The organism is Brevundimonas sp. (genome assembly GCF_051858995.1).
In the GTDB taxonomy this organism is placed as follows: Bacteria; Pseudomonadota; Alphaproteobacteria; order Caulobacterales; family Caulobacteraceae; genus Brevundimonas.
Genome location: NZ_JBHYGN010000010.1, coordinates 29,529 through 50,005 on the forward strand (window position 1 = coordinate 29,529; position 20,477 = coordinate 50,005).

At 67.8% G+C, this 20,477-nt stretch carries 23 protein-coding genes and 1 tRNA gene; 6 read left to right on the forward strand and 18 right to left on the reverse strand.

Annotation, left to right across the window (positions count from 1 at the left end; all coding sequences use genetic code 11):
* The first annotated feature begins 24 nt into the window (after window positions 1–24).
* Window positions 25–1,293, forward strand: coding sequence for a flagella assembly cyclic-di-GMP phosphodiesterase TipF (gene tipF / locus ACTIEF_RS11275; protein ID WP_439472238.1), 1,269 nt, complete (start codon window positions 25–27; stop codon window positions 1,291–1,293).
* Here the strand turns inward: tipF and lpxK are convergent.
* From lpxK to ACTIEF_RS11295, 4 genes are read right to left on the reverse strand one after another with little or no spacing between them, the layout of a single operon-like run.
* Complete coding sequence (gene lpxK, locus ACTIEF_RS11280) at window positions 1,290–2,297, reverse strand: tetraacyldisaccharide 4'-kinase (protein WP_439472239.1); 1,008 nt, start codon at window positions 2,295–2,297, stop codon at window positions 1,290–1,292. The two genes, tipF and lpxK, sit on opposite strands and share 4 nt — an antisense overlap.
* Window positions 2,294–3,589 (reverse strand): 3-deoxy-D-manno-octulosonic acid transferase, encoded by a 1,296-nt coding sequence (locus ACTIEF_RS11285; protein ID WP_439472423.1) that lies wholly within the window; start codon window positions 3,587–3,589, stop codon window positions 2,294–2,296. The genes lpxK and ACTIEF_RS11285 overlap by 4 nt, the downstream gene beginning before the upstream one ends.
* Complete coding sequence (locus tag ACTIEF_RS11290) at window positions 3,586–4,272, reverse strand: lysophospholipid acyltransferase family protein (protein ID WP_439472240.1); 687 nt, start codon at window positions 4,270–4,272, stop codon at window positions 3,586–3,588. The genes ACTIEF_RS11285 and ACTIEF_RS11290 overlap by 4 nt, the downstream gene beginning before the upstream one ends.
* A complete protein-coding gene (locus tag ACTIEF_RS11295; RefSeq protein WP_439472241.1) occupies window positions 4,269–6,104 on the reverse strand; it encodes an ABC transporter ATP-binding protein in 1,836 nt (611 codons plus the stop codon). The genes ACTIEF_RS11290 and ACTIEF_RS11295 overlap by 4 nt, the downstream gene beginning before the upstream one ends.
* Before the next feature lie 329 nt (window positions 6,105–6,433).
* Between ACTIEF_RS11295 and ACTIEF_RS11300 the strand changes: the two genes are divergently transcribed.
* A complete protein-coding gene (locus ACTIEF_RS11300; RefSeq protein WP_439472242.1) occupies window positions 6,434–7,099 on the forward strand; it encodes a fused DSP-PTPase phosphatase/NAD kinase-like protein in 666 nt (221 codons plus the stop codon).
* Between the two features lie 3 nt (window positions 7,100–7,102).
* Here the strand turns inward: ACTIEF_RS11300 and ACTIEF_RS11305 are convergent, their stop codons facing one another.
* The 14 genes from ACTIEF_RS11305 to ACTIEF_RS11370 all read right to left on the reverse strand — a co-directional run bounded on the left by ACTIEF_RS11305 (window position 7,103) and on the right by ACTIEF_RS11370 (window position 17,943).
* A complete protein-coding gene (locus ACTIEF_RS11305; protein ID WP_439472243.1) occupies window positions 7,103–7,342 on the reverse strand; it encodes a hypothetical protein in 240 nt (79 codons plus the stop codon).
* Window positions 7,339–7,506, reverse strand: coding sequence for a hypothetical protein (locus ACTIEF_RS11310; RefSeq protein WP_439472244.1), 168 nt, complete (start codon window positions 7,504–7,506; stop codon window positions 7,339–7,341). The genes ACTIEF_RS11305 and ACTIEF_RS11310 overlap by 4 nt, the downstream gene beginning before the upstream one ends.
* 83 nt (window positions 7,507–7,589) lie before the next feature.
* Window positions 7,590–7,838, reverse strand: a complete 249-nt coding sequence (locus tag ACTIEF_RS11315) for a DUF4170 domain-containing protein (protein WP_439472245.1) — start codon at window positions 7,836–7,838, stop codon at window positions 7,590–7,592.
* 75 nt (window positions 7,839–7,913) lie between these two features.
* Entirely contained in the window at window positions 7,914–8,711 is a 798-nt protein-coding gene (locus ACTIEF_RS11320; RefSeq protein ID WP_439472246.1) for a 3'(2'),5'-bisphosphate nucleotidase CysQ, read from the reverse strand.
* Window positions 8,708–10,057 (reverse strand): TldD/PmbA family protein, encoded by a 1,350-nt coding sequence (locus tag ACTIEF_RS11325; protein ID WP_439472247.1) that lies wholly within the window; start codon window positions 10,055–10,057, stop codon window positions 8,708–8,710. The genes ACTIEF_RS11320 and ACTIEF_RS11325 overlap by 4 nt, the downstream gene beginning before the upstream one ends.
* 40 nt (window positions 10,058–10,097) lie before the next feature.
* On the reverse strand, window positions 10,098–10,523 hold the full coding sequence (locus ACTIEF_RS11330; RefSeq protein WP_439472248.1) for an MAPEG family protein: 426 nt from the start codon (window positions 10,521–10,523) through the stop codon (window positions 10,098–10,100).
* Window positions 10,524–10,547: 24 nt separating this feature from the next.
* On the reverse strand, window positions 10,548–12,368 hold the full coding sequence (locus tag ACTIEF_RS11335) for a M14 family metallopeptidase (protein ID WP_439472249.1): 1,821 nt from the start codon (window positions 12,366–12,368) through the stop codon (window positions 10,548–10,550).
* A gap of 51 nt (window positions 12,369–12,419) precedes the next feature.
* Complete coding sequence (locus ACTIEF_RS11340; RefSeq protein ID WP_439472250.1) at window positions 12,420–13,046, reverse strand: hypothetical protein; 627 nt, start codon at window positions 13,044–13,046, stop codon at window positions 12,420–12,422.
* Window positions 13,043–13,687 carry a hypothetical protein gene (locus ACTIEF_RS11345; RefSeq protein ID WP_439472251.1) on the reverse strand — a complete coding sequence of 215 codons (645 nt, stop codon included), beginning with the start codon at window positions 13,685–13,687 and terminating at the stop codon, window positions 13,043–13,045. Before ACTIEF_RS11345 ends, ACTIEF_RS11340 begins: the two co-directional genes overlap by 4 nt.
* A 133-nt stretch (window positions 13,688–13,820) precedes the next feature.
* Window positions 13,821–14,162, reverse strand: coding sequence for a hypothetical protein (locus ACTIEF_RS11350; protein WP_439472252.1), 342 nt, complete (start codon window positions 14,160–14,162; stop codon window positions 13,821–13,823).
* 116 nt (window positions 14,163–14,278) lie between these two features.
* A complete protein-coding gene (locus ACTIEF_RS11355) occupies window positions 14,279–15,808 on the reverse strand; it encodes a UbiD family decarboxylase (protein WP_439472253.1) in 1,530 nt (509 codons plus the stop codon).
* Window positions 15,809–15,862: 54 nt separating this feature from the next.
* Entirely contained in the window at window positions 15,863–16,111 is a 249-nt protein-coding gene (locus ACTIEF_RS11360; RefSeq protein ID WP_439472254.1) for a helix-turn-helix domain-containing protein, read from the reverse strand.
* A gap of 74 nt (window positions 16,112–16,185) precedes the next feature.
* Complete coding sequence (locus ACTIEF_RS11365; RefSeq protein WP_439472255.1) at window positions 16,186–17,037, reverse strand: aldo/keto reductase; 852 nt, start codon at window positions 17,035–17,037, stop codon at window positions 16,186–16,188.
* 27 nt (window positions 17,038–17,064) lie between these two features.
* Window positions 17,065–17,943: an alpha/beta hydrolase family protein gene (locus tag ACTIEF_RS11370; RefSeq protein WP_439472256.1), complete on the reverse strand. Its 879-nt coding sequence runs from the start codon at window positions 17,941–17,943 to the stop codon at window positions 17,065–17,067.
* A gap of 120 nt (window positions 17,944–18,063) precedes the next feature.
* Here ACTIEF_RS11370 and ACTIEF_RS11375 point away from each other — a divergent pair, with 120 nt between their 5' ends.
* From ACTIEF_RS11375 to ACTIEF_RS11390, 4 genes are all read left to right on the forward strand, one after another.
* Window positions 18,064–18,303 (forward strand): DUF3297 family protein, encoded by a 240-nt coding sequence (locus ACTIEF_RS11375; protein WP_376861366.1) that lies wholly within the window; start codon window positions 18,064–18,066, stop codon window positions 18,301–18,303.
* A 112-nt stretch (window positions 18,304–18,415) separates the two neighbouring features.
* Window positions 18,416–19,840 carry a M20/M25/M40 family metallo-hydrolase gene (locus ACTIEF_RS11380; RefSeq protein WP_439472257.1) on the forward strand — a complete coding sequence of 475 codons (1,425 nt, stop codon included), beginning with the start codon at window positions 18,416–18,418 and terminating at the stop codon, window positions 19,838–19,840.
* Window positions 19,841–19,853: 13 nt separating this feature from the next.
* Window positions 19,854–19,938 (forward strand) — tRNA-Leu (locus ACTIEF_RS11385).
* Window positions 19,939–20,113: 175 nt separating this feature from the next.
* The gene (locus ACTIEF_RS11390) at window positions 20,114–20,407 is read left to right on the forward strand and encodes a helix-turn-helix domain-containing protein (RefSeq protein WP_439472258.1); all 294 of its coding nucleotides are present in this window, start codon (window positions 20,114–20,116) and stop codon (window positions 20,405–20,407) included.
* The last annotated feature ends 70 nt before the right edge of the window (window positions 20,408–20,477 follow it).

Genomic DNA, 20,477 nt, shown 5'->3' on the forward strand with positions numbered 1-20,477 from the left:
GGGAAGGCGGAAACTCCGTAACCCATGCGCGCCATAACCAACGGTTTCTTGTTCTTCGGCTACCTGTTCCTCGCCATGACCGTGGGCGCCTTCCTGTGGCGCGCGAACCTCGGGGCGGGCGCGGGTGTGGCTGGCGGCCTCGCCGCGGGCGGGCTGCTTCTGGCCGCCCATGTCCTGATGGTGGGCCGGGCCCAGCGCGCCGCGCTCAAGAAGGAAATCGACCAGATCCGCGAGGCGCACCGCCTGCTGGCCGACGCGATGGAATCCACGCAAGGCGCCCTGACCGAGCTGGCCCAAGCCATCGAGGCCGGCGCCCTGACCTCGACCGAACAGCTGTCCGGCGAAGTCCGCATGCTGGAGACCCTGATCCAGCAGATGAGCGTCTCCATCGACGAGCGCATGTCGCGTCCCGCGCCCGCCAGCGCCTTCGAGGCCCGCCATCAGCAGCAGTCGAACGTCCTGCTCCAGACCATCCATGAGGCTCTCGCGGAGAACCGGGTTGACCTCTACCTGCAGCCGGTGGTCTCGCTGCCGCAGCGCCGGACCATCTTCTACGAGAGCTTCACCCGTCTGCGCGCCGCCGACGACCGGGTCATGATGCCCGCCGAATACCTGTCGGTCGCCGAGGGCGAGGGACTGGTCCCGGCCATCGACAACCTGCTGCTGTTCCGCTGCGCCCAGATCGTCCGCCGTCTGGCCCGTCAGGACCGCAAGGTTGGCGTCTTCTGCAACGTGGCCCTGTCCTCGCTGGGCGACGAGACCTTCTTCCCGCAGTTCCTCGACTTCCTCAGCGAGAATCGCGACCTGAACCAGGCCCTGATCTTCGAGCTGGGCCAGGCCGTCTTCGACGCTCGCGGCGCGGTCGAGGCTCGCAACATGGCCAAGCTGGCCGACCTCGGCTTCCGCTTCTCCATCGACAAGGTCCAGACGCTGGACCTCGACTTCGCCGACCTGCAGCGCTCGGACGTCAAATTCGTCAAGGTCGCCGCCGACCTGCTGATCGAGCAGCTTCTCGACCTCGACAGCGGCCCGGCGATCCCGTCGCTGCGGGACATCCAGGCGGCCGACTTCGCCCAGCTGACCCGCCGCTACGGCATCGAGGTCATCGCCGAGAAGTGCGAGAGCGAGCGTCAGATCGTCGACATCCTCGAATTGGACGTCGGCATGGGCCAAGGCCACCTGTTCGGCGAGCCGCGCGCGATCAAGGAGGCTGTGCTGGCCGAGACTGATCCGCCCGCCGAATTCCTGCGCTCGACTCTGCGCAGCGCCGAGCAGCGCCGCCGTTTCGGCTAGGACAGAGCTTCGGTCAGCAGGCGTACGAAGCCTGCTTCATCCGCGAACGACGCCTTCACTGGCCACGAAGTGACCCGCGTCCGCCACTCCGGCGGCAGGCGGGGCCAGTCCTTCTCGGTGGTTACCAGACGTGCGCCGAACAGCTCGGCCCGGTCGGCAAGGAAGCGTAGGTCCTCTTCCTTGAAGGCGGCGTGGTCGGGGAAGGGCGCGAAGTCGGCCAGTTCGGCCCCGGCCGCCTTCAGGGAGCGCTCGACCTTCCAGGGCTTGGCGATTCCCGCGAAGCCGACCAGCGGCCCGGCAGGCGGCGGACCGGCGGGTTCCAGACGGGCGATGAAGACGGGCAGGTCGCCGAAGGTCTCCAGCAGTTCCTCATCCGGCTCGGCCAGATCGGACGGCATCAGGATGACGACGGCGTCGGCGCGGGCCAGCCCGGCCTTCAGCGGCTCGCGCATCGGACCGGACGGGAAGACGGAGCCGTCGCCGAACGGCCACTCATTGTCGCGGGTCTCGCCGTCCACGATGATCAGGCTGAGGGTCTTCTTCAGGGCCGGGTTCTGGTGGCCGTCGTCCAGCACCAGCGCCTGCGCGCCGTCAGCCGCTGCGGCCTTCGCCCCGGCGATGCGGTCACGGGAAATCCACGCCGGGCTGTCCAGCGCCAGCATCAGGGGCTCGTCGCCCACATCGGCGGCGGTATGGGCGTTCAGGTCCACGCGGACAGGGCCTTCGAGCTTTCCGCCATAGCCGCGCGACAGGGCCTGGGCGTCGATCCCGGACTGGCGCAGCAGGCGCAGCAACTCTCGGGCGATGGGGGTCTTGCCCGATCCGCCGACCGTCAGATTGCCGATGGAGATGACCGGCACGCCCGGATCGACTGGCGTGGCGCGGGCGATGCGGTTGGCGGTCACGCCGGCCCAGATCCACGACGCGGGCTTGAGCAGCATCCGTGTCATGGCGGCTGACTTGCGGTCACGCAGATACCACCATTTGGGGGTGCTGAGGCTCATCGGCGGCCTCTCTTGGGCGGCAGCAGGGGTTGTAGGCTGTCGATCAGCCGTTCCAGACCCGATCCGGCCTCGGCGGCGGCGCGGCGGCCCCGGTCGCCCATGGCCTTGGCGGCCTTCTCATCCGCCAGCAGGGGCGTGAGGGCGCCGGGCAGGTCCCACGGCGCGCCGACGATCTGCAGGCCGCCCGCCTCGACCAGCGCCTCGGTCACGGCGCCCCAGTTGGTCATGTCGGGCCCGGTGATGGCGGGCTTGCCGAGCCGCGCGGGTTCCAGCGGGTTGTGGCCACCGACCGGGGGCTTCTCCAGCGCGGCGGAAAAGCTGCCGCCCATGACGACGACATCCGCCAGCCGCAGGAACAGTCCCATTTCGCCCAGGGTGTCGGCGACATAGAGGTCGGTGTCGCCGTCTGGCTGGCGGCCTTGCGAACGCAGGGCGAAGCGGTAGCCGTCGCGTGTCAGGGCGGCGGCGATGGCGGCGCTGCGCTCCGGATGGCGGGGGATCAGGATCAGGCACAGCCGGTCGGTCAGCTTGTCCAGCGCGCGAACGATGGCGATCTCCTCGCCGTCGTGGGTGCTGGCCGCGACGACCACGGGCCGGTCGCCGATGGCGGCGCTGAGTTTGGTGAAGGCCGCGCCGTCATGGGGCGGGGCGTCGCCGGCCAGCTTGAGATTCACATGACCGTCGATCCGGGCGCCGAGGCTCTCCAGCCGGTCCGCCGACACGCCGTCCTGTGGCAGGACCACGTCAAAGGCCGACAGGAGCTGGCGCGCCGCGCCCGGCACGCGCCGCCAGCCGGCGACGGTCTTCTCCGTGATGCGGGCGCTGGCCAGCACCAGCTTCACGCCCCCGCGGTGCGATTCCAGGATCAGGTTGGGCCACAGCTCGCTCTCGACGAAGATGCCGACCATCGGCTTCCACTTGGTCAGGAAGGCATCCACGGCGCCGGGCGTATCGACTGGAGCGAACTGGTGGATCACGCCTTCGGGCAGGCGACGGGCCAGCAGATTGGCCGAGGTCAGGGTGCCGGAGGTGACGAGGATGTTCAGGTCCGGGCGCGTGGCGCGCAGCCGCTCGACCACGGGCAGCAGGGACAGGGTCTCGCCGACGCTGACGCCATGCAGCCAGACGATCTCGCCGTCCGGGCGGGGCGTGCGGGTGATCCCCAGCCGCTCATCGACGCGGACCGGGTCTTCCTTGCCCTTCTTCGCCCGTCCGTCGAGCAGGCGGGGGGCGAGGGGCTCCAGCATCCGGGTCAGGAGCCGGTAGAGGATCAGGGCGGGGCTCAAGATCAGACCCGCTTCAGGCCGGTGATGGCGTCGGCCTCGGCCTCGACGGCGTTTAGTCGCTCGGTCCAGGCGGCGACCACGTCGGCCATATCCATGCCCTCGGGATAGTCGGCGACGTCCCAGACGATGGCGCCCTTGCCGAAGGGCAGGGGCAGAACAGCCTTGTCCCAGCTGTTCAGGCGGATGGCCGGATTGCAGCTGATGCCGATGAAGAGGGCCGGAGCGCCGGAAATCTTCGCCAGCATGGGCAGGCCCTCGGCCATCTGGCGGGCCGGGCCGCGCGGGCCGTCGGGGGTGATGGCCAGGCCGCCGACCTTGAGCTGCTTCAGGCCATCACGCAGAGCCTGGGTGCCGCCCTTGGCCGCCTTGGCCTTGTCCCTGTTGGTCGAGGAGCCGCGCACGGCGGGGAAGCCCTGACGGGCCACGGCCTTGGCGATGAACTCCCCGTCAGCGCTGAGCGAGATCAGGGCCTTGGCGGGCGTGGCGCGGTCCAGCGGCCAGCAGGCGGGGCTCAAGCCGATGCGCGAATGCCAGAAAACCGCCAGCACGCCGCCGCCCTGTTTCCAGACCGCTTCGGCCGCGCCCTCGTTCTGGTGCGTCCAGCGGATGGTGGCGAAGCAGAAGCGCATCCATGCGGCGAGCACCCACGCGAGGGTGTTCTGGATGACTGGAATGCGAAGGGGCCTCAAGACACCACCTCGACCGGATGACCGTCCAGCGACTGCTGCTTGGCCAGACGGGCGTAGAGCCCGCCCTTCCTGACCAGCGCGGTGTGCGAGCCTTGTTCGACCACCTTCCCCGCCTCGATCACATAGATGCGGTCGGCGTTGCGGACGGTGGACAGACGGTGGGCGATCATCAGGGTGGCGCGGCCTTCCATCAGCCGCTCCAGCGCCGCCTGCACCAGAGCCTCGCTCTCGGTGTCGAGCGCCGAGGTGGCCTCGTCGAGCAGGAGGATGGGGGCGTCCTTGAGGAAGGCGCGGGCGATGGCGATACGCTGGCGCTGGCCGCCGGACAGGCGCAGGCCCGCCTCGCCGGCGCGGGTCAGATAGCCTTCGGGCAGGGCGGTGATGAAGTCGTGGGCGGCGGCGCTGGCGGCGGCGGCCTCGATCTCGGCCTGCGAGGCGCCGGGGCGGCCGTAGGTGATGTTGGCGGCGATGGTGTCGTCGAACAGGAAGGGCTCCTGCGTCACCAGGGCGATGCGGCTGCGCAGGTCGTGCAGCTTCAGTTCGCGGATGTCTCGACCGTTGATGGTCACGGCGCCCGCGGTCACGTCATAGAAGCGCGGCAGCAGGCTGAGGATGGTGGACTTGCCGCCGCCGGACGGGCCGACAAGAGCGATGGTCTCGCCCGGCTTCACGGTCAGGGACACGTCCGACAGGGTCGGCGCGCCGCCTTCCGCCGTCGGGGCGTAGGCGAAGCTGACGTGATCCAGCGCCACGGTGACCGGCCCGTGGGGCAGGGGGGCGGCGTCGGGGGCCTCACGGATTTCCGGCTGGATATCGAGCGAGTTGAACAGGCGACGCGCGGCGGTCAGGCCTTCGGCCATGGTCGTCTGAAGATTGGTCACCTGACGCAGGGACTGGCCCGCCGACATCAGGAGGCCGATGTAGGCGGCGAAGGCGCCGACGCTCATCTGGCCCTGGCGCGCCTGCCAGCCCGCATAGGCCATGACGGCGGCGACCACGACCATGGCGACCAGATTGGAGAAGGGACCGGCGAAGGCGCGGCTGTCGGCGGATTTGATGACGTGGCGCTGGCGGCGGTTGACCACCTCGCCGACGCGGGCTTCCTCGGCCGCCTCGCGGTTCTCGATCTTGATCAGGCGGACGCCGTCGAGGTTCTCCATCAGGGCGGTGGACAGGTTGCCCGTCTCGACCATGGCGCCGGTGGTCGCCTTGCGCATCCGCTTGCCGAAGCGCTGCAGGACAAAGGCGATGACCGGGGCGCCGAGCAGGACGATGGTGGTCAGCTTCCAGTCGGTCCAGGCCATGTAGCTGAGCACGGCGATCAGGGTCAGGCCGTGCTGGGTATAGTTGACCACCCCATTGGTGAAGGCCTCGCGCACCAGATTGGCGTCGAACAGGACGGTGGCGACAAAGCCGCCCGAGTGCTGGCTGCGCAGCCGAGCCAGATCGGCGCGGATCATGGAGCCGAACAGCTTGACCTGGATGTCGCCGACGATGCCGTGGCCCAGCCGGTTGACCAGCGCCGCCTGACCAAGCGCCGCGAGCGTCCAGATCACCCCGGCGCCGATGATGATGGCCGGGATGCCCAACAGGGCGTCCTGCGGCTGGATGGTGATGTAGCGCCAGATGGTGACTGGCTTGCCCAGGAACAGGCCGTCGATGGCGGGCTGCAGCAACTGCAGCACCGTCGCGGCCATGATCCCCACGACGGCGGCGCAGACGATCGACAGGAACAGCGGCGTCCGGTGATGCGAGAGATAGTCCCGCCAGATGCGCCCCAGCAGCGGGCGCAGCGGCTCTTTCTCGTCAGCAGCGGCGGCGGGCGTCGTCATCGGTCCGAGGTCGGACGGCGAGAGGAGGAAGTCAAGCGGGAAGCCATGATCAAGCTCCCCCTTGAAGTGTGGCGATCCCCAGATTCCAATGGCCTACAGAACAGGAGGTGCGGAATGGCCGGAAAGCGCATCGCACGAGGTCTCGGAAAGGCCGCCGGCTATCTGATCGCGGGGTTAGTCGTCGGCTTCCTCATTTTTTGGGCGTTCGCATACTACGCCGCGCCCGTGACTGCGCCGTTAGCCTATGATCCGCCAGAGCCGGAAAACGTAATCCCGACGCCCTAGTCTTTGGGATGACGATTGGCCTCCGAGCCTCTATCTCCCCACCCATGACGTCCTACGACCTCTCCACCCCGTTCGGCCGCTTCAAGGCGCGCTGGGACTATGTCTGGAAGGATCATGCCTTCCTGCGGCGGTGGTTCATGAACGCCCACTGGCTGGGGCCGGATCTGGTGCGGACGAACCAGCCGTCGCCGCGACAGCTGGCGTACTGGAAGTCACAGGGGATCAAGACGGTGATCAACCTGCGCGGGGCGCGGGATGAGGCCTATTATGCGCTTGAGAAGGACGCCTGCGAGCGGCTGGGCCTGACCCTGATCGACGCGCCGCTGGACAGCCGCGATCCGCCACAGGCCGACCGCATCCACCGGGCGAAGAGATTGTTCGAGACCATCGAATATCCGGTGCTGATCCACTGCAAGTCGGGCGCGGACCGGGCCGGGATGATGGCGGTCTTCTATCGACACTTCCATCTGGGCGAGCCGATGAGCGAGGCGATCAAGCAACTGGACAAGAAATACCTGCACCACCGCGAGGGCCTGACCGGGGTGCTGGACTATACGCTGGAGAAGTATCTGACAGAGGTCGAGCCGACGGGCGTCAGCTTCCTCGAGTGGATCGACAGCCCGGCGTATGACCCCAAGGCGATCCGCAGCGAGTTCAAGGGGCAGTGGTGGGGGACGCTGCTGACCGAAAAGCTGTTGCGCCGCGAATAGGCCTCAGCCCCATGGACCGCGCGGGCTGTCCGGGGACGAGGGCGGCTGCGGCTGCGGCTGCTCGCCACGCTCAAGCGCCAGTTCGGCTTCGCGTCGCGCCTTGCGCTCGGCTTCCCAGTTCCGGAACCAGCGGGTCCAGCGCATCTCCTGACGCAGGGCGCCGATCCAGATGACCAGCAGCATCAGCATGAAGACGAGGCCGCTGATCTCTTCGGGGCCCAGAGTTCGGCCGAACAGGGTCATGGATGCTTGGTCTCGTCAGGCGCGGCGGGTGTGATGGGATCGTTCCACGCCGTATCCGCCTCCCGTGGCGCGTTGCTGGTCTGGCCCGGCTTTCGACGGGTCGCCCAGACGACGATGCCGACACCGAGCGCGCCCAATGCGAGAACAATGAGGATGGCGTTCATGGTCAGACCCTCCGGGACAGCCTAGCCGTACCCGGAGAAAGCGCGCAAGCCACCCGCGAAGTTCCCCGCGGGGAAGCTGGGTCTCAGTGCTCCGAGGAGTCGCCGCGCGGGTCGATCAGACGGTGGGCGTGCAGGATGAAGTAGCGCATGTGAGCGTTGTCGACCGAGGCCTGGGCCTTGGCCTTCCAGGCCTTGCGGGCTTCTTCATAGTTCGGGTAGGCGCCGACGAACTCGATCTGGCTGACATCGCGGAAGACGGGGGCATCCAGGTGGCGCAGCTCGCCGCCGATGACGATGTGAAGAAGCTGGGCCGGATCGGCGTTCGTGGTCATGTTCTCGTTCCCGGGGGGAGGGCGTCTGTGAGGTCACCATCCCACGAGCAGGTTGAGATCACCTGAAGGGACGGATCAGCGGGGCGCGAGCGGAATAGGCCCTGTGCGCCGCAGGATCAACGGGTGGAGGCCCGGAGCGGCGCAGATCAGGCTCGTTTGTCGCGGATCCGGCTGGTTGAAGCGCCATGGACGGCCATGATGGTCGCTGACCTTGGCTCCAGCCTCCTCCGCGATCAGCGCTCCGGCGCAGACATCCCAGTCCCATTTCGGGGTCACGGCGATGGCGGCGTCAAAGGCCCCCGCCGCGACCAGGGCCATGCGATAGGCCAGGGCGTTGCGCTTCTCAAAGCGCATCGGCGGCCAGGGCTCGGGCCAGTTAGGGCCTTCCATGAGCCGGGCGTCGGCCAGAACCGAGGCGTCGTCCAGGTCGGTGGTGTCCGAGGCGGTGATCTTGCGCCCGTTGAGGCTCGCGCCGCCGCCCAGGGTGGCGACGAAGGTCTCGTTCAGCATCGGGGCGTGGATGACCGCGGCGACCGGACGCCCATCCTCGACCACGGCGATGGGAATGCACCACCACGGCTTGTCCTTCATATAGGCCACGGTGCCGTCGATGGGATCGACCACGAAGATGCGCTGCCTGGTCAGGCGCTCGGTGGTGTCGGCGGTCTCTTCAGAGAGCCAGCCGTAGTCGGTGCGGGCGGTCAGCAGGCGGTCGCGCAGCAGCTTATCGACCGCCAGATCGGCTGATGTGACCGGCGAACCGCCGGACTTGGACCAGATCTTCAGCCCGGCCTCGCGCTCGGACAGGGCCAGTTCGCCGGCGGCCAGGACCGCGTCGCGGATGAGTTCGAGATCGTCCGCGAAGTCCGTCATTTGCCCGCGATGGCCACCGCGTCGAACAGTAGGGACGGGCTGTTGAAGCCGCCGCGGAACTCCAGATCCGAACCGGGGACAAGGCGGGCCCACAGGTCCTTCAGATTGCCGGCGACGGTGACTTCGCTGACCGGATAGGCGCGTTCGCCGTTCTCGAACCAGAAGCCCGAAACCCCGGCGGACCAGTCGCCGGTGTTGCCGTTCAGCGAAGGGCCGAACATGGAGGTGATCAGCAGACCGGCTCCGGCGGCGGCCATCAGGCCGTTCAGGTCCTGCTCGCCCGGCTCCAGATGCAGGTTGTGGGTCGAAACGCCGGGCGGGCCGGCAAGGCCGCGCGAGGCGTGGCCGGTCGAGGCCAGACCCAGTTGGGCGGCGCTTGAGCTGTTCATCAGCCAGGTGGTCAGGACACCGTCCTCGACGATGGACTGTTTCCAGACGGCGACCCCCTCGTCATCGAACGGGGTCGAGCCAAGGCCGCGTTGACGGAACGGGTCATCGATCAGGTTCACGCCTTCGGGCAGCACCGGTTGGCCCAGCCGGTCCTTCAGGAAGGAGGTGCCGCGCGCGATGGAGGCCCCGGAGATGGCGCCCAGAAGGGGCGACAGCACCTGGGTCGCGATGCGGTTCTCGAAGATGACCGGGGCGGTGATCGAGGCGATCTTACGCGGGCCGGTGCGCTCGACCGCCCGCTTGCCGGCATACGCGCCGATGGCTTCGGCGGAGGGCAGGTCGGACAGGTGACGCACGGCGCGGTGTTCGCCGCCGCGTTCCATGGCGCCGTCCTTTTCGGCGATGACGCCGACGCCCAGCGAGAAGGCCGAGCCCTGATAGGAGCCGTCGAAGCCGTGCGAGGTGACTAGGCGCCAGCGGCTGTACGAGGCGGCGGCGTGGCCGCCTTCCGACTTGGCGACGCCCTCGACCGCAAGAGCAACGGCCTCGGCGGCGGCGGCAGCGGCTTCCAGTTCGGCGGCGCTGCGCTCGGTCGGATCGTAGAGGTCGAGATCGGGGAAGGGGCCGTTGGCCAGACGCTCCTGCGGGGCCAGACCGGCATAGGGATCTTCCGGCGCGAGGCGAGCCATGGCGACGGCGCGCTCTACCAGACGGGCGCGGGTCTTGTCCGACAGGTCGGAGGCCGAGACGGTCGCCTGACGCTTGCCGATGAAGACGCGCAGGCCCAGGTCGCGGCTTTCCTCGCGCTCGACATCCTCCAGCGCGCCGTTGCGGACGCCGATGGAGAGGGAGGCACGCTCGGAGGTCACCGCCTCGGCGGCATCCGCGCCGGCCTTCAGGGCGGCGGCGATCAGTTCGGGCAGGATGTCGGAGGCGGCGTCACGCGGGGAGGTCATGCCCCGATATGGCCGGGGAGACCGCCCATATCAACCACGCTCAGTTCCCGGCTTGAGCAAAGATGAAAGTCCAGACCAGCGCCACCGATCCGATGCTCAGGGACAACCAAGTCAGGACCATGCCGACCAAGCGGGGCACGGTCACACCTCCGGTGGCCTTCAGGCCGAACGGATGAATAATCCGACCTGCGAGCATCAGTGCGCCCACGATCTGGATCAGCCAATGCGGGGCGTCAGTCAGGGCGAGCAGGGTCAGCATGGCGATGGCGGCCGGGATATACTCCGCCGCATTGCCGAAACCGCGGCTGGCGACAGCCATTTCAAGGTTTCCACCGTCGCCCAGAAGGACCCGATGTTTGTTGCGCCCGATCACGACGTTGACCGACAGCACCAGCATCACGAGGAGCAGAAGGCCACCGAACAGGCCGGCCCACTGGAGCCCGTTTACGTTGGAAAAGTCGTACATCTTTCACCCTCCCCAAGGACTTGATCAGTTTTCGCGCGCGACTGGATAAAGCCTGTAGTGGTCATCATAGAACGGCGTCCGCTCATAGAACCACTGCAGACGCCCATCGCCATTGGCGGCGAAGTCGGGCTCGGCGGCCAGCTTGGCCTCGAACTCGGCCTTCAGCGCCGGATCGGCGGCCATCATCCGCTCGGCCAGCGGGGCGATGGCGTAGCCCTCGATGTATTCGACGCGGCTGAGCACCTCGGGGAACATGCCCCAGGCGAAGAAGCTCTCGCTCGATTGCGGCTCCAGCAGCAGAACCACGATGTCGCCCAGCGGCTGGTCCGTCGGCACCCGCACCGAGCCGGTCGGGAAGGTCCAGTCGCGTTGCAGCGGCGTGACTTCAGTCACGGTGGTCTGGACGTGGCCTTCGTTAGCGCGGGTTGCGATGCGGGGATCGTTGAGACGCAGCATCTCGACCGGCACGGTGCGCGGGGCCGACAGGGTCTCCATGGTCACGCCGTGAACGCGCAGCCGCTCGATGATGTCGGTCCGGTAGGACGGCACCCAGTAGGCCTCGGGCCGGCGCAGGGTCAGGGTCGGATGCGAGGAGTAGAAGGGCATTTCCCAGACCTGCGGGTCCGGCTGGCCCAGCCAGCGGATTTCCCGGCGGCCCGAGGCGGGGCTGTCATAGGTCTCGTAGGTGATGCCCTTGAAGGCGCGGGTCGAGGACGGCTGTTCGTCCGAGGCGAAATTGGCCGGGATGTCCGCCGGGCGCAGGGCGCTGTCGGCGGCGATGGCGGTGCGCAGGGCCGCGCCGTCGGTGGCCAGCAGCTTCAAAGCGCGCTCCAGGAAGACATAGGTGCCCAGCACGCGCTGCTCATGCGGCTTCAGGCTGTGGTTCTCGATCAGGATGGTCGGGACGTGGGCCGCCGAGCCCCAGCCGTTCGAGAACCGCTCGCCCAATCCGCCGTCGTTCAGGCCTGCGCGCGGGTTCTGATCGTCAATGCCGAACACCAGTTCGCCGGGGATGTGGCCGCGGGCTTCCAGCGCGGCGTTCATGGCGGGCTTGAAGGCGTCGTCCAGCCAGCGGGCGGTGGCGGGCGAGCGGGAATAGAGGCCGTTCTCGCCGTTGTAGCCGTAGGTGACGTCGTACTGGTAATCCATGCCGTCGGTGACGTGGATGTCGACGTACAGATCGGGCCGATACTTCACGATCAGACCGCGCACCGCCCGCATCTCGGGCTGGTCCAGTTTCAGGTAGTCGCGGTTCAGGTTCTGGTTGGTCGCCGTATTGCGCCAGCCCTGGATGCGCGGCCCGCGCTGGTTGGGACGGCTGTAGGCGCTGGCCCGCTCATGTCCGTCGACCGACAGGATGGGGATCAGGATCAGGTTGACCCGGTCCAGCAGGTCATCCTTGCCGTAGAAGGCGATGTCGCGCAGCAGCATCATGCCCGCGTCCTTGCCGTCGATCTCGCCGGGGTGGATGCCGGCCTGGGCCAGCAGCACCGGCTTGGACGGATCGAAGGTCGCGCCGTCCTTGGATGCGATGACGGCGTAGATCGGACGCCCTTCCGGAGAGACGCCGAACTGCTCGATGCGGATCAGGTCGCTGGCGGCGTCCAGACGGTCGAACCAGGCGCGGGTGTCGACGTAGTTGGGGCTGAAGTCATGGTCGGCGTCGGCCTCGAACGCCGTGACCCACGGATCGGAGGCGGCGCGCAGCAGATCGCGGCTGGCGCCGTTCCACTCGGGCGCGGGCGGGAGGAAGGGCTGGTCCCACGGGGCGGTGTTCGAAACAGACTGGGCCATGGCGGGACTCGCGAACAGAAGGGCGGCTGCGATCAGAAGGGGGGTGCGCATGGCGCCCTTCCTCGACCAAATGCACGCCTGCGGCAAGCTGTCCCGTTCGGTTCAGTACAGGCCGGTCGCCGGAGCCCAGGCGCCGCGCGAGATCAGATTGAGCGCGGACATGCCGACGGTCCAGAGGCTGTAGGCCAGCACCACGACCAGAGCGCTGACAACCACGGGCCGCCACGGCGCGAAGGCCGCCGTGGCCGTGCCAAAGAAGAAGATGCCGAAGCCGACCCAAAGCCGCACGGTCGATAGGCCGGCGAAGCCCTCGTTCACGCTCATCAACGTCAGGAACAGGACGCCGACGATCAGGTTGGCGGCCATGATGCAGCCGAACACAAGCCGGCGGTAACGCCAGAAGTGGTCGGTCAGGTCGATCCGCTCGTCCACGCCTTCGGCTGAAACGCGAGGGAAGGTGACGCTGGCCGCGACGTAGAAGGTGGCGGCGATGATCAGCCCGGCGATCAGCAGGGCGTGGTTGAAGGGCGCGCCGCGGAAGATGACCCAGGCCTGATTCCAGAAGGTCGCCACGTCCAGCGCGACGAAGGCGGCGAGCATGGGCGTCAGCCAGCCGAAGCGGACCCGTTCCTTCTCGTGCAGCACGCGGGCGAAGCCGCCGACCAGTTCGGCCACCGACAGGCCCAGCAGCAGGCCGTAGAAGCTGAAGAAGAACTCGAACGCGCTCATTTGGCGGCCCCGGTCTGGGCGGCGGCGGCCTCAGCGGGCTTGGCGCCTTCAAGCATGGCGTCTCCCGCGTTCGGGAAGGCGGCCGAGAGGGCGCCGAGGATCAGATAGATGGCGATGTGGATCCAGGTCAGGGTGGCGAACACCGCCTTGTTCCGCGTGAAGGCTGCGGGAACCACCAGCCCGACATAGAGGGCGACGGTCACCCCGTAGTTGATCAGCAAAAGCTGGGCGGCGGGCATGGCCATGATCACCGGCAGGGCGGTGAGGATCGCGCCGAGATTCGCCGCCGTCGTCAGCAGCAGGACCAGCTTCTTGTTGGCCCAGAAATGGTCGTCCAGCGAAAGGTCGTCCTCGATCGCATGGGGGAAGACCAGGGACGCGGCCACGAAGTAGATCAGGGAGATGGCCAGGCCGACGATGAGCAGGCCGTAGCTGAACGACACCTCGCGGAAGATGGTCCAGGCGAAATCCCAGAAGCTGGCGATGTCGAGCCCGACGAACAGGGCGAGCAGGGGCGTCAGCCAGCCGATGCGGATGCGCTTGCGGTGCTGGATGGCGGTGGCGACGCCGGTCGCGATCACGGCGACCGAAAGGCCCAGCAACAGGGCGTAGAAGCTGAAGAAGAACTCGAAAGCGCTCACTGGATCCCCCGAACCGGTCAAGCGTGACTTCTATGGTCGCGAGGCCCCGCCGTCACCCCTCTGGCGACCGGAAAGCAAAACGGGCGGGGTGAGATCACCGCCGCCCGTTGGAGCCTTGTGATTTGGGACCGGCTTAGCCGTTCCGCTTGGCGACCAGACGGTCGACGGTGGCCTGGGCCTCGTCGCGACGGGTGGTGTGGCCGGCCAGTTCGGCGCGCTGGGCGTCGGTCAGACCGCCGGCGGCGGCGCCTTCCGCCTGAAGAGCGTCGATGGTGGCGTTCAGGTCGGCCACCTGATCCTGGGCGTCCCAGAGCTGTTGTTGCTCAGCCTGCGTCAGGCGCGGCGGGGTCGCGCGACGCGGACGCGACGGACGTGCGCTGTGGCGACCGGTCAGAACCTGAGCGTCGGCCGGGACGGGAATGCTGACCACCGGCGTGGCGATAGCCAAGGCGAGGACGGCGATGAGGGCGCGCATGGGGAGGCTCCGTTTTAATCGAAGCCGGGAGGTTAGATTACAGGACTGTCATTTGTGAAGCACTTTTCTGACACAAGTCTTGCGCGGCTCGATGAACAGCGGCCCTCACACCACAGTCACTTCCAGATCGGCGCCTTGTCGCCGGGCAGGCCCAGCCGGTCCCAGATATCCGAGACGCGGTCGATAACGTCCTGCTCCATGCGGATTTCCTCGCCCCATTCGCGCTTGGTCTCGGGCTCCCACTTGTCGGTGGCGTCCAGCCCGATCTTGGAGCCCAGTCCGCTCTCGGGGCTGGCGAAGTCCAGATAGTCGATGGGAGTGTTCTCGATCAGGGTGATGTCGCGCGCCGGGTCCATCTTGGTCGAGATGGCCCACATGACATCCTTCCAGTCGCGGGCGTTGATGTCGTCGTCCACGACGATCACCCACTTGGTGTACATGAACTGGCGCAGATAGCTCCACACGCCCAGCATCACCCGCTTGGCGTGGCCGGGGTAGGCCTTCTTCATCGATACCACGGCGATGCGGTAGCTGCAGCCCTCGGGCGGCAGCCAGAAGTCGGTGATCTCGGGGAACTGCTGGCGCAAAAGGGGGATGAAGACCTCGTTCAGCGCCTCGCCCAGAACCGAGGGCTCGTCCGGCGGACGGCCGGTGAAGGTGGTCAGATAGATCGGGTCCTTCCGCATCGTGATCGCCGTCACCTGGAAGACCGGGAAGGTCTCGACCGAATTGTAGTAGCCGGTGTGGTCGCCGTAGGGGCCCTCCGGGTGGTGCTCATCCAGCAGGACATGGCCTTCCAGCACGATCTCGGCATTGGCCGGGACCATCAGCGGCACGGTCTTGCAGGGGACCAGTTCGGCCTTCTGGCCGCGCAGCAGGCCGGCGAACTGATACTCCGACAGGGTGTCCGGGACCGGCGTCACGGCCGCCAGAATGGTGCCCGGATCGGCGCCTAGCACGATGGCGGCGGGCAGGGGCGCTTTCGATCCGGTCTTCTTGTGTCGGGCATAGTGCTGGGCGCCGCCGCGGTGGGCCAGCCAGCGCATGATCGCCTTGTCTTTGCCCAGCACCTGCATCCGGTAGATGCCGAGGTTGAAGTCGTCCTCTCGGGCGTCGGACGGGCCTTTGGTGACCACCAGGCCCCAGGTGATCAGCGGCGCGGGCTCGCCGGGCCAGCAGCCCTGGATCGGCAGGGAGATCAGGTCGATCTGGTCGCCCTTCAGCACCACCTTCTGCACCGGGGCGATCTTCACCGTCTTGGGGCGCATGGCCATGACGGTCTGGGCCAGCGGGAGCATCTCCATCGCGTCGCCAAAGCCGCGCGGCGGGGTCGGATTGCGCAGGAAAGCCAGCAGTTCGCCGACCTCGCGCAGTTCGGCGGCGGTGGTGCGTTGCTTCTTCTCCAGCGTCACGCCCATGGCGACGCGCTTTACCGTGCCGAACAGATTGGCCAGGCAGGGGATGGGGCTGATCGTGCCGTCGGGCAGGACGGGCTTTTCGAAGATCACCGCCGGGCCGCCATTCCGGAGAAGGCGGGTCTGGATTTCGGTCATTTCCAGATGGGTGGAGACCGGCTCGGTCACCCGCACCAGTTCACCCTCGGCTTCGAGGATTTCGATGAAGTCGCGCAGCGATTTGTAGGCCATGGCCTCGCTTAGGCGGACGCGGGGCTCGTGTCACGCCGTCCGTGTCGCGATGCGTCAGTAGGCCCGGCTATCCGACACCAGCGCCCACAAGGGCAGGCGCAGGACGGTGGTCGCCGCCCCGACGCCGAGGCTGTCCAGATGGGCGCGGCCCGCCTCGATGCGGCGGGCCTCCTCGGGTGTGATGTGCAGATGGGCGGCGAGGTCGTCCAGCGTCATGCCACGCTGTTCGCGCCATCGCTTCAGTCTCGCGCCGACCGCCGCGTCCGACGGATCGACGCCCGGAAATCCGTGCACCGAACCCATAGGCGTCTCCCTTTTGCGCTACCGGCTATCGCCGATTGGAGCACATTGGCGCACGCCCTCTCAGGCGGGGCGCGTCAGGCCCATTCTTCATCCCATTGGAAGGTCTTGTCGAGCCAGTCGCCCAGACGGCCGTCCGGGCGGGCGAGGGCGTGGATGCGATCCATTTCCTCGGCCGTCAGCTCGAAGTCGAAGACGTCGAAGCTTTCCTGGGCGCGGCTGACCTTGGTCGTGCGCGGGATGGCGATCACACCCTGCTGGATCAGCCAGCGCAGGGTGACCTGCCCGGCCGACTTGCCGTGAGCCTCGCCGATCTCGATCAGGGTCGGGTCGGTGGCGATATTGCCCTGGGCCAGCGGCGACCAGGCGGTGATCGAGGAGCCGAGGTCCTTCGCCGCCGCCAGAAGCTTCGTCAGCTTGAGGTAGGGGTGATACTCGACCTGGTTGGTGACCAGTTTCGCTTTCGACAGGCTCTGGGCGCGGGCGAACTCGGCCGAGGGGAAGTTCGACAGCCCGATGCTTTTCGTCAGACCCTGTTCCAGCGCCTCGTTCAGGGCGCCCAAGGTCTCTTCGAACGACGGCTCGGGCTTGGGCCAGTGCAGCAGCAGCAGGTCGGGGGTGAAGCCCAGGGCCTCGGCGGACTCTTTCGCCTGCTTCAGCAGATCGGCGCGATGGAAATGGGCGACCCAGATCTTGGTCGTCAGCCAGATGTCCTCACGCTTCACATGGCCTGCGGCGATGGCGTCGCGGATGCCGTCGCCCACGGCGGCTTCGTTCTTGTAGATCCAGGCGGTGTCGATGTGGCGATAGCCGATACGCAGGGCCTCGGCGACCATGCGGCGCGCGTCGGCGGGCTCAAGATTCCAGGTTCCGAAGCCCAGCAGAGGAATGGTGTGGCCGTCGACGGTGAGGACGGGCTGGTCGGTCATGGGAAGGCTCCGGGAGAGTGGAGGCGCTTACCTATGGCGTGATGGCTCCGGTTCAAGCAGCCAGTCGAACATCCGGTCCCACAAGGGCTCCATGCCGCGTCGGAAAGCGCCCTCGTGCCCGATGCGCTTCAGCCCGAAATCACCGGGTGCGTGCACAGTCATGTCGCGCGGCGCGTTCGGATAGATCTGCATCAGTATCGGCCCGGTGACGGGCGTGGCGATAGGGTCGTCGGTGAAGATCCACGAGTGGATCGGGGCGGTGACGGCGTCGAAATGATGCGGCTTCAGGCCAGCCTTCAGCTCTTCGAGGAAATAGGGCTCCTTCAGGCACCACCGCCGCCAGGTCTCCCACACACCGCGCGGCAGGTCGGTGCCCGCCCACAGGCCGCCGCCCTTGATGTAGCCGTGCCGCGCCAGACTCCATGGGCCGAAGCCCAGCCAGAAGAACAGCTCCATCGGGTTGTAGGACCGGTGGTGCCGACCCCAGTAGCCGCTGCCGACCGAGACGAAGGCATGCTTCGAGATGCGGTTCTGATTGGACATGAACCCGAGGAAATGGCCGCCTACGCTATGGCCGACATGGACGACCGGCAGGCCCGGCGCCGCCTCGATCAGGGCGTCCAGCGCCGCGGGCATGTCGAGCCGGCCCCAGTCGACATAGTCCATCTTCATCGCGGCCAGATCATCGGGCCGCGATCCGGCGATGCCCCGGAAGTCATAGGTCAGGACCGCCGCCCCCTTGCCCGCCAGATGCCGGGCGAACCGGTCGTAGAAGCCCTTGGGAAAGCCGGTGCCGGAGCTCATCAGCACGGCCACAGTCGGCTCGGGCGGGGAGACCAGCCGCATCGACAGCGGATAGCCGTCGGTCGCCGGGGCGGTGAAGTCGCGGATCGCAAGATCGGTCACGGGACAGGTCCGTATTGATTTGAAACGAACCTAGCGGATTGACCTCGGGTCAGGTCAAGAGCTTGGAGCGCGGCCCCGGACCGGCTAAAGGCGGCGGCTGATTTGCCGAAGAGCCAAGCCATGACCGATCTGCCCGACCGCCTGTCCGTCGATCCCGACAGCAAATTCCACGATGCCGACCTGCTGGCGCAGGGCATCGGCGTCCGCTTCAAGGGCGAGGAAAAGACCAACGTCGAGGAATACTGCATCTCGGAAGGCTGGGTCCGTCTGGCCGTCGGCAACCGCGTCGACCGTCGCGGCAAGGCCCTCACCGTCAAGCTGCAAGGCCCGGTCGAGGTGTGGGTCAAGGGCGACGCCTGATCCGTCTGACGGCAGCCAAGCCGCTGCTGACATCCTGTGGCCTGACGTCCTTTCCGCGCACGGAATGTGGGTCTAGGGTCCGGCTCCATCGCTGAGTCCCCCCGGAGCTGTCATGCGCCTGTCCGCCCGTCTTCTCGCCGCCAGCGCGCTGGCGCTGAGCTTCGCCCTGCCGGCCGCCGCGCAGGACGCCGCGACCATCCAGCGGGCCGAGCGCATTCGCGACGGCGCCCTGCAGCAGAACATCGCGCTGGACTACGTCACCCGCCTGACGACCACCTTCGGCGCCCGCCCGGCGGGCTCGCCATCGGAGCAGGCCGCGGCCGCCTGGGCCGCGGACTATATGCGCCAGCACGGCTTCCAGAACGTCCGCGTCGAGACCTTCCCGCTGGTCGGCTGGGAGCGGGGCGAGGAGAGCGCCTCCATCGTCGGCGCCAACCCGCAGCGTCTGGTCGTCGCGGCGCTGGGCCATTCGCCCGGCACCAATGGCGTGATCGAGGCCGAGGTGGTTCGCTTCACCAGCCTGGAAGCCCTGAACGCCGCCCCCGCCGGATCGCTGGCGGGCAAGATCGCCTATGTCGACGCCGGCCAGATGGTCCGCATGCAGGACGGCGCCGGCTACGGCCCCCTGACCCGCATCCGGGGCGCTGGTCCCGCCGCCGCCGCGGCCAAGGGCGCGGTCGCCTTCATCATGCGCTCGGTCGGCTCGGATGAGCACCGCATGCCGCACACCGGCACCACCCGCTACGTCGAGGGCCGCGTGCCCCTGCCGGGCTTCGCCTTGTCGGCGCCCGATGCCAGCCAGCTGTCGCGCCTGATCACCAGCGGCCAGACCGTGCGCCTGCGTCTGTCCTCGACGGCTCACACCTATGAGACCGTGTCCCAGAATGTGGTCGGCGAGATCACCGGCGCCTCGCGTCCCCAAGAAGTGATCGTGCTCGGCTCGCACATGGACAGCTGGGATCTGGGCACCGGCGCCATCGACGACGGCGCGGGCGGGGCGATCACCCTGGCCGCCGCCAAGGCCATCGCCGAGAGCGGTCGTCGCCCGGCGCGCACGGTGCGCGTCGTTCTGTACGGCTCGGAAGAGGTGGCCCAGCCGACCGACACCGGCAACGGCGGCGGCGCCTATCTGCGCGGCATTGGCGCGGCGGTCGAGCATCACATCATCGCGGGCGAGAGCGACTTCGGCGCCGATCGCGTCTACGCCCTGCAACTGCCGCCGGGCGCCCAGAACTCGGCCTTCCAGCGGGCGGCGACGCAGGTGCTCTATCCCATCGGAGTTCTGGCCTCGGCCGAGCCGGAACTGCATGGCGGCGCCGACATCGGCCCGCTGGCCGAGGCGGGCGTGCCGGTCTTCGGCCTCAGCCAGGACGGAACCCGCTATTTCGATCTGCACCACACCGCTGACGACACCCTGGACAAGATCGATCCGGCCCAGTTGAGCCAGAACGTCGCCGCTTGGGCCGCTCTGGTCTATCTGGTGGCGGATTCTGACGTGGACTTCCGCGCCATGCGCACGGCGGGCGCCGCCCACTAGGACGAACACCGCCGCGAGCGTGGCGAAACTGGTAGACGCAAGCGACTTAAAATCGCTCGACTTCGGTCATGCGGGTTCGAGCCCCGCCGCTCGCACCAATCCGGTCCCGACCGGGTGACGCGGAACCTGCCTTGTCGATGACAGGGCGCTCGTATAGTCGGCTTGCTCCGGAGCGAGTGGTGGAGCGACCGTGTCCGGCTTCTACGACATTTTTGAACGTCTGAAGCGGCGCCTGATGCGGCGGGGCGGCACCTGAAGCGGGCCGAGTCCTTCGTGCTGGCCAATCTGGCCGACGACTTCTCCGCAGCCGATGTGGCGCTAGCCGTTGGCGTCAGCCCGCGCTCGCTCTATCGCGCCTTCCAGGATTTCCGGCGGCTGAGCCTCAGCCAGTTTGTCCGCAGTGTTCGCATGGAGGCGGCGCAGTCGCTGCTGCGTGACGAACCGGCGCTGCCGCTGAAAGCTGTCGCGCGTCGTGTCGGCTACGGCGACTACACCTCGTTCTGGAGACATTTCCGGGCCCACTTCGGCGTGTCGCCGAGTGCGGGCGAGGGTCGTCTCGCCGCCTGACGCGAGGGGCACAGCCCGGCGCCGAAAGAGCCTCCCGGACCTCCGGGAGGCTTTGGTCGTCCGGAGTAAA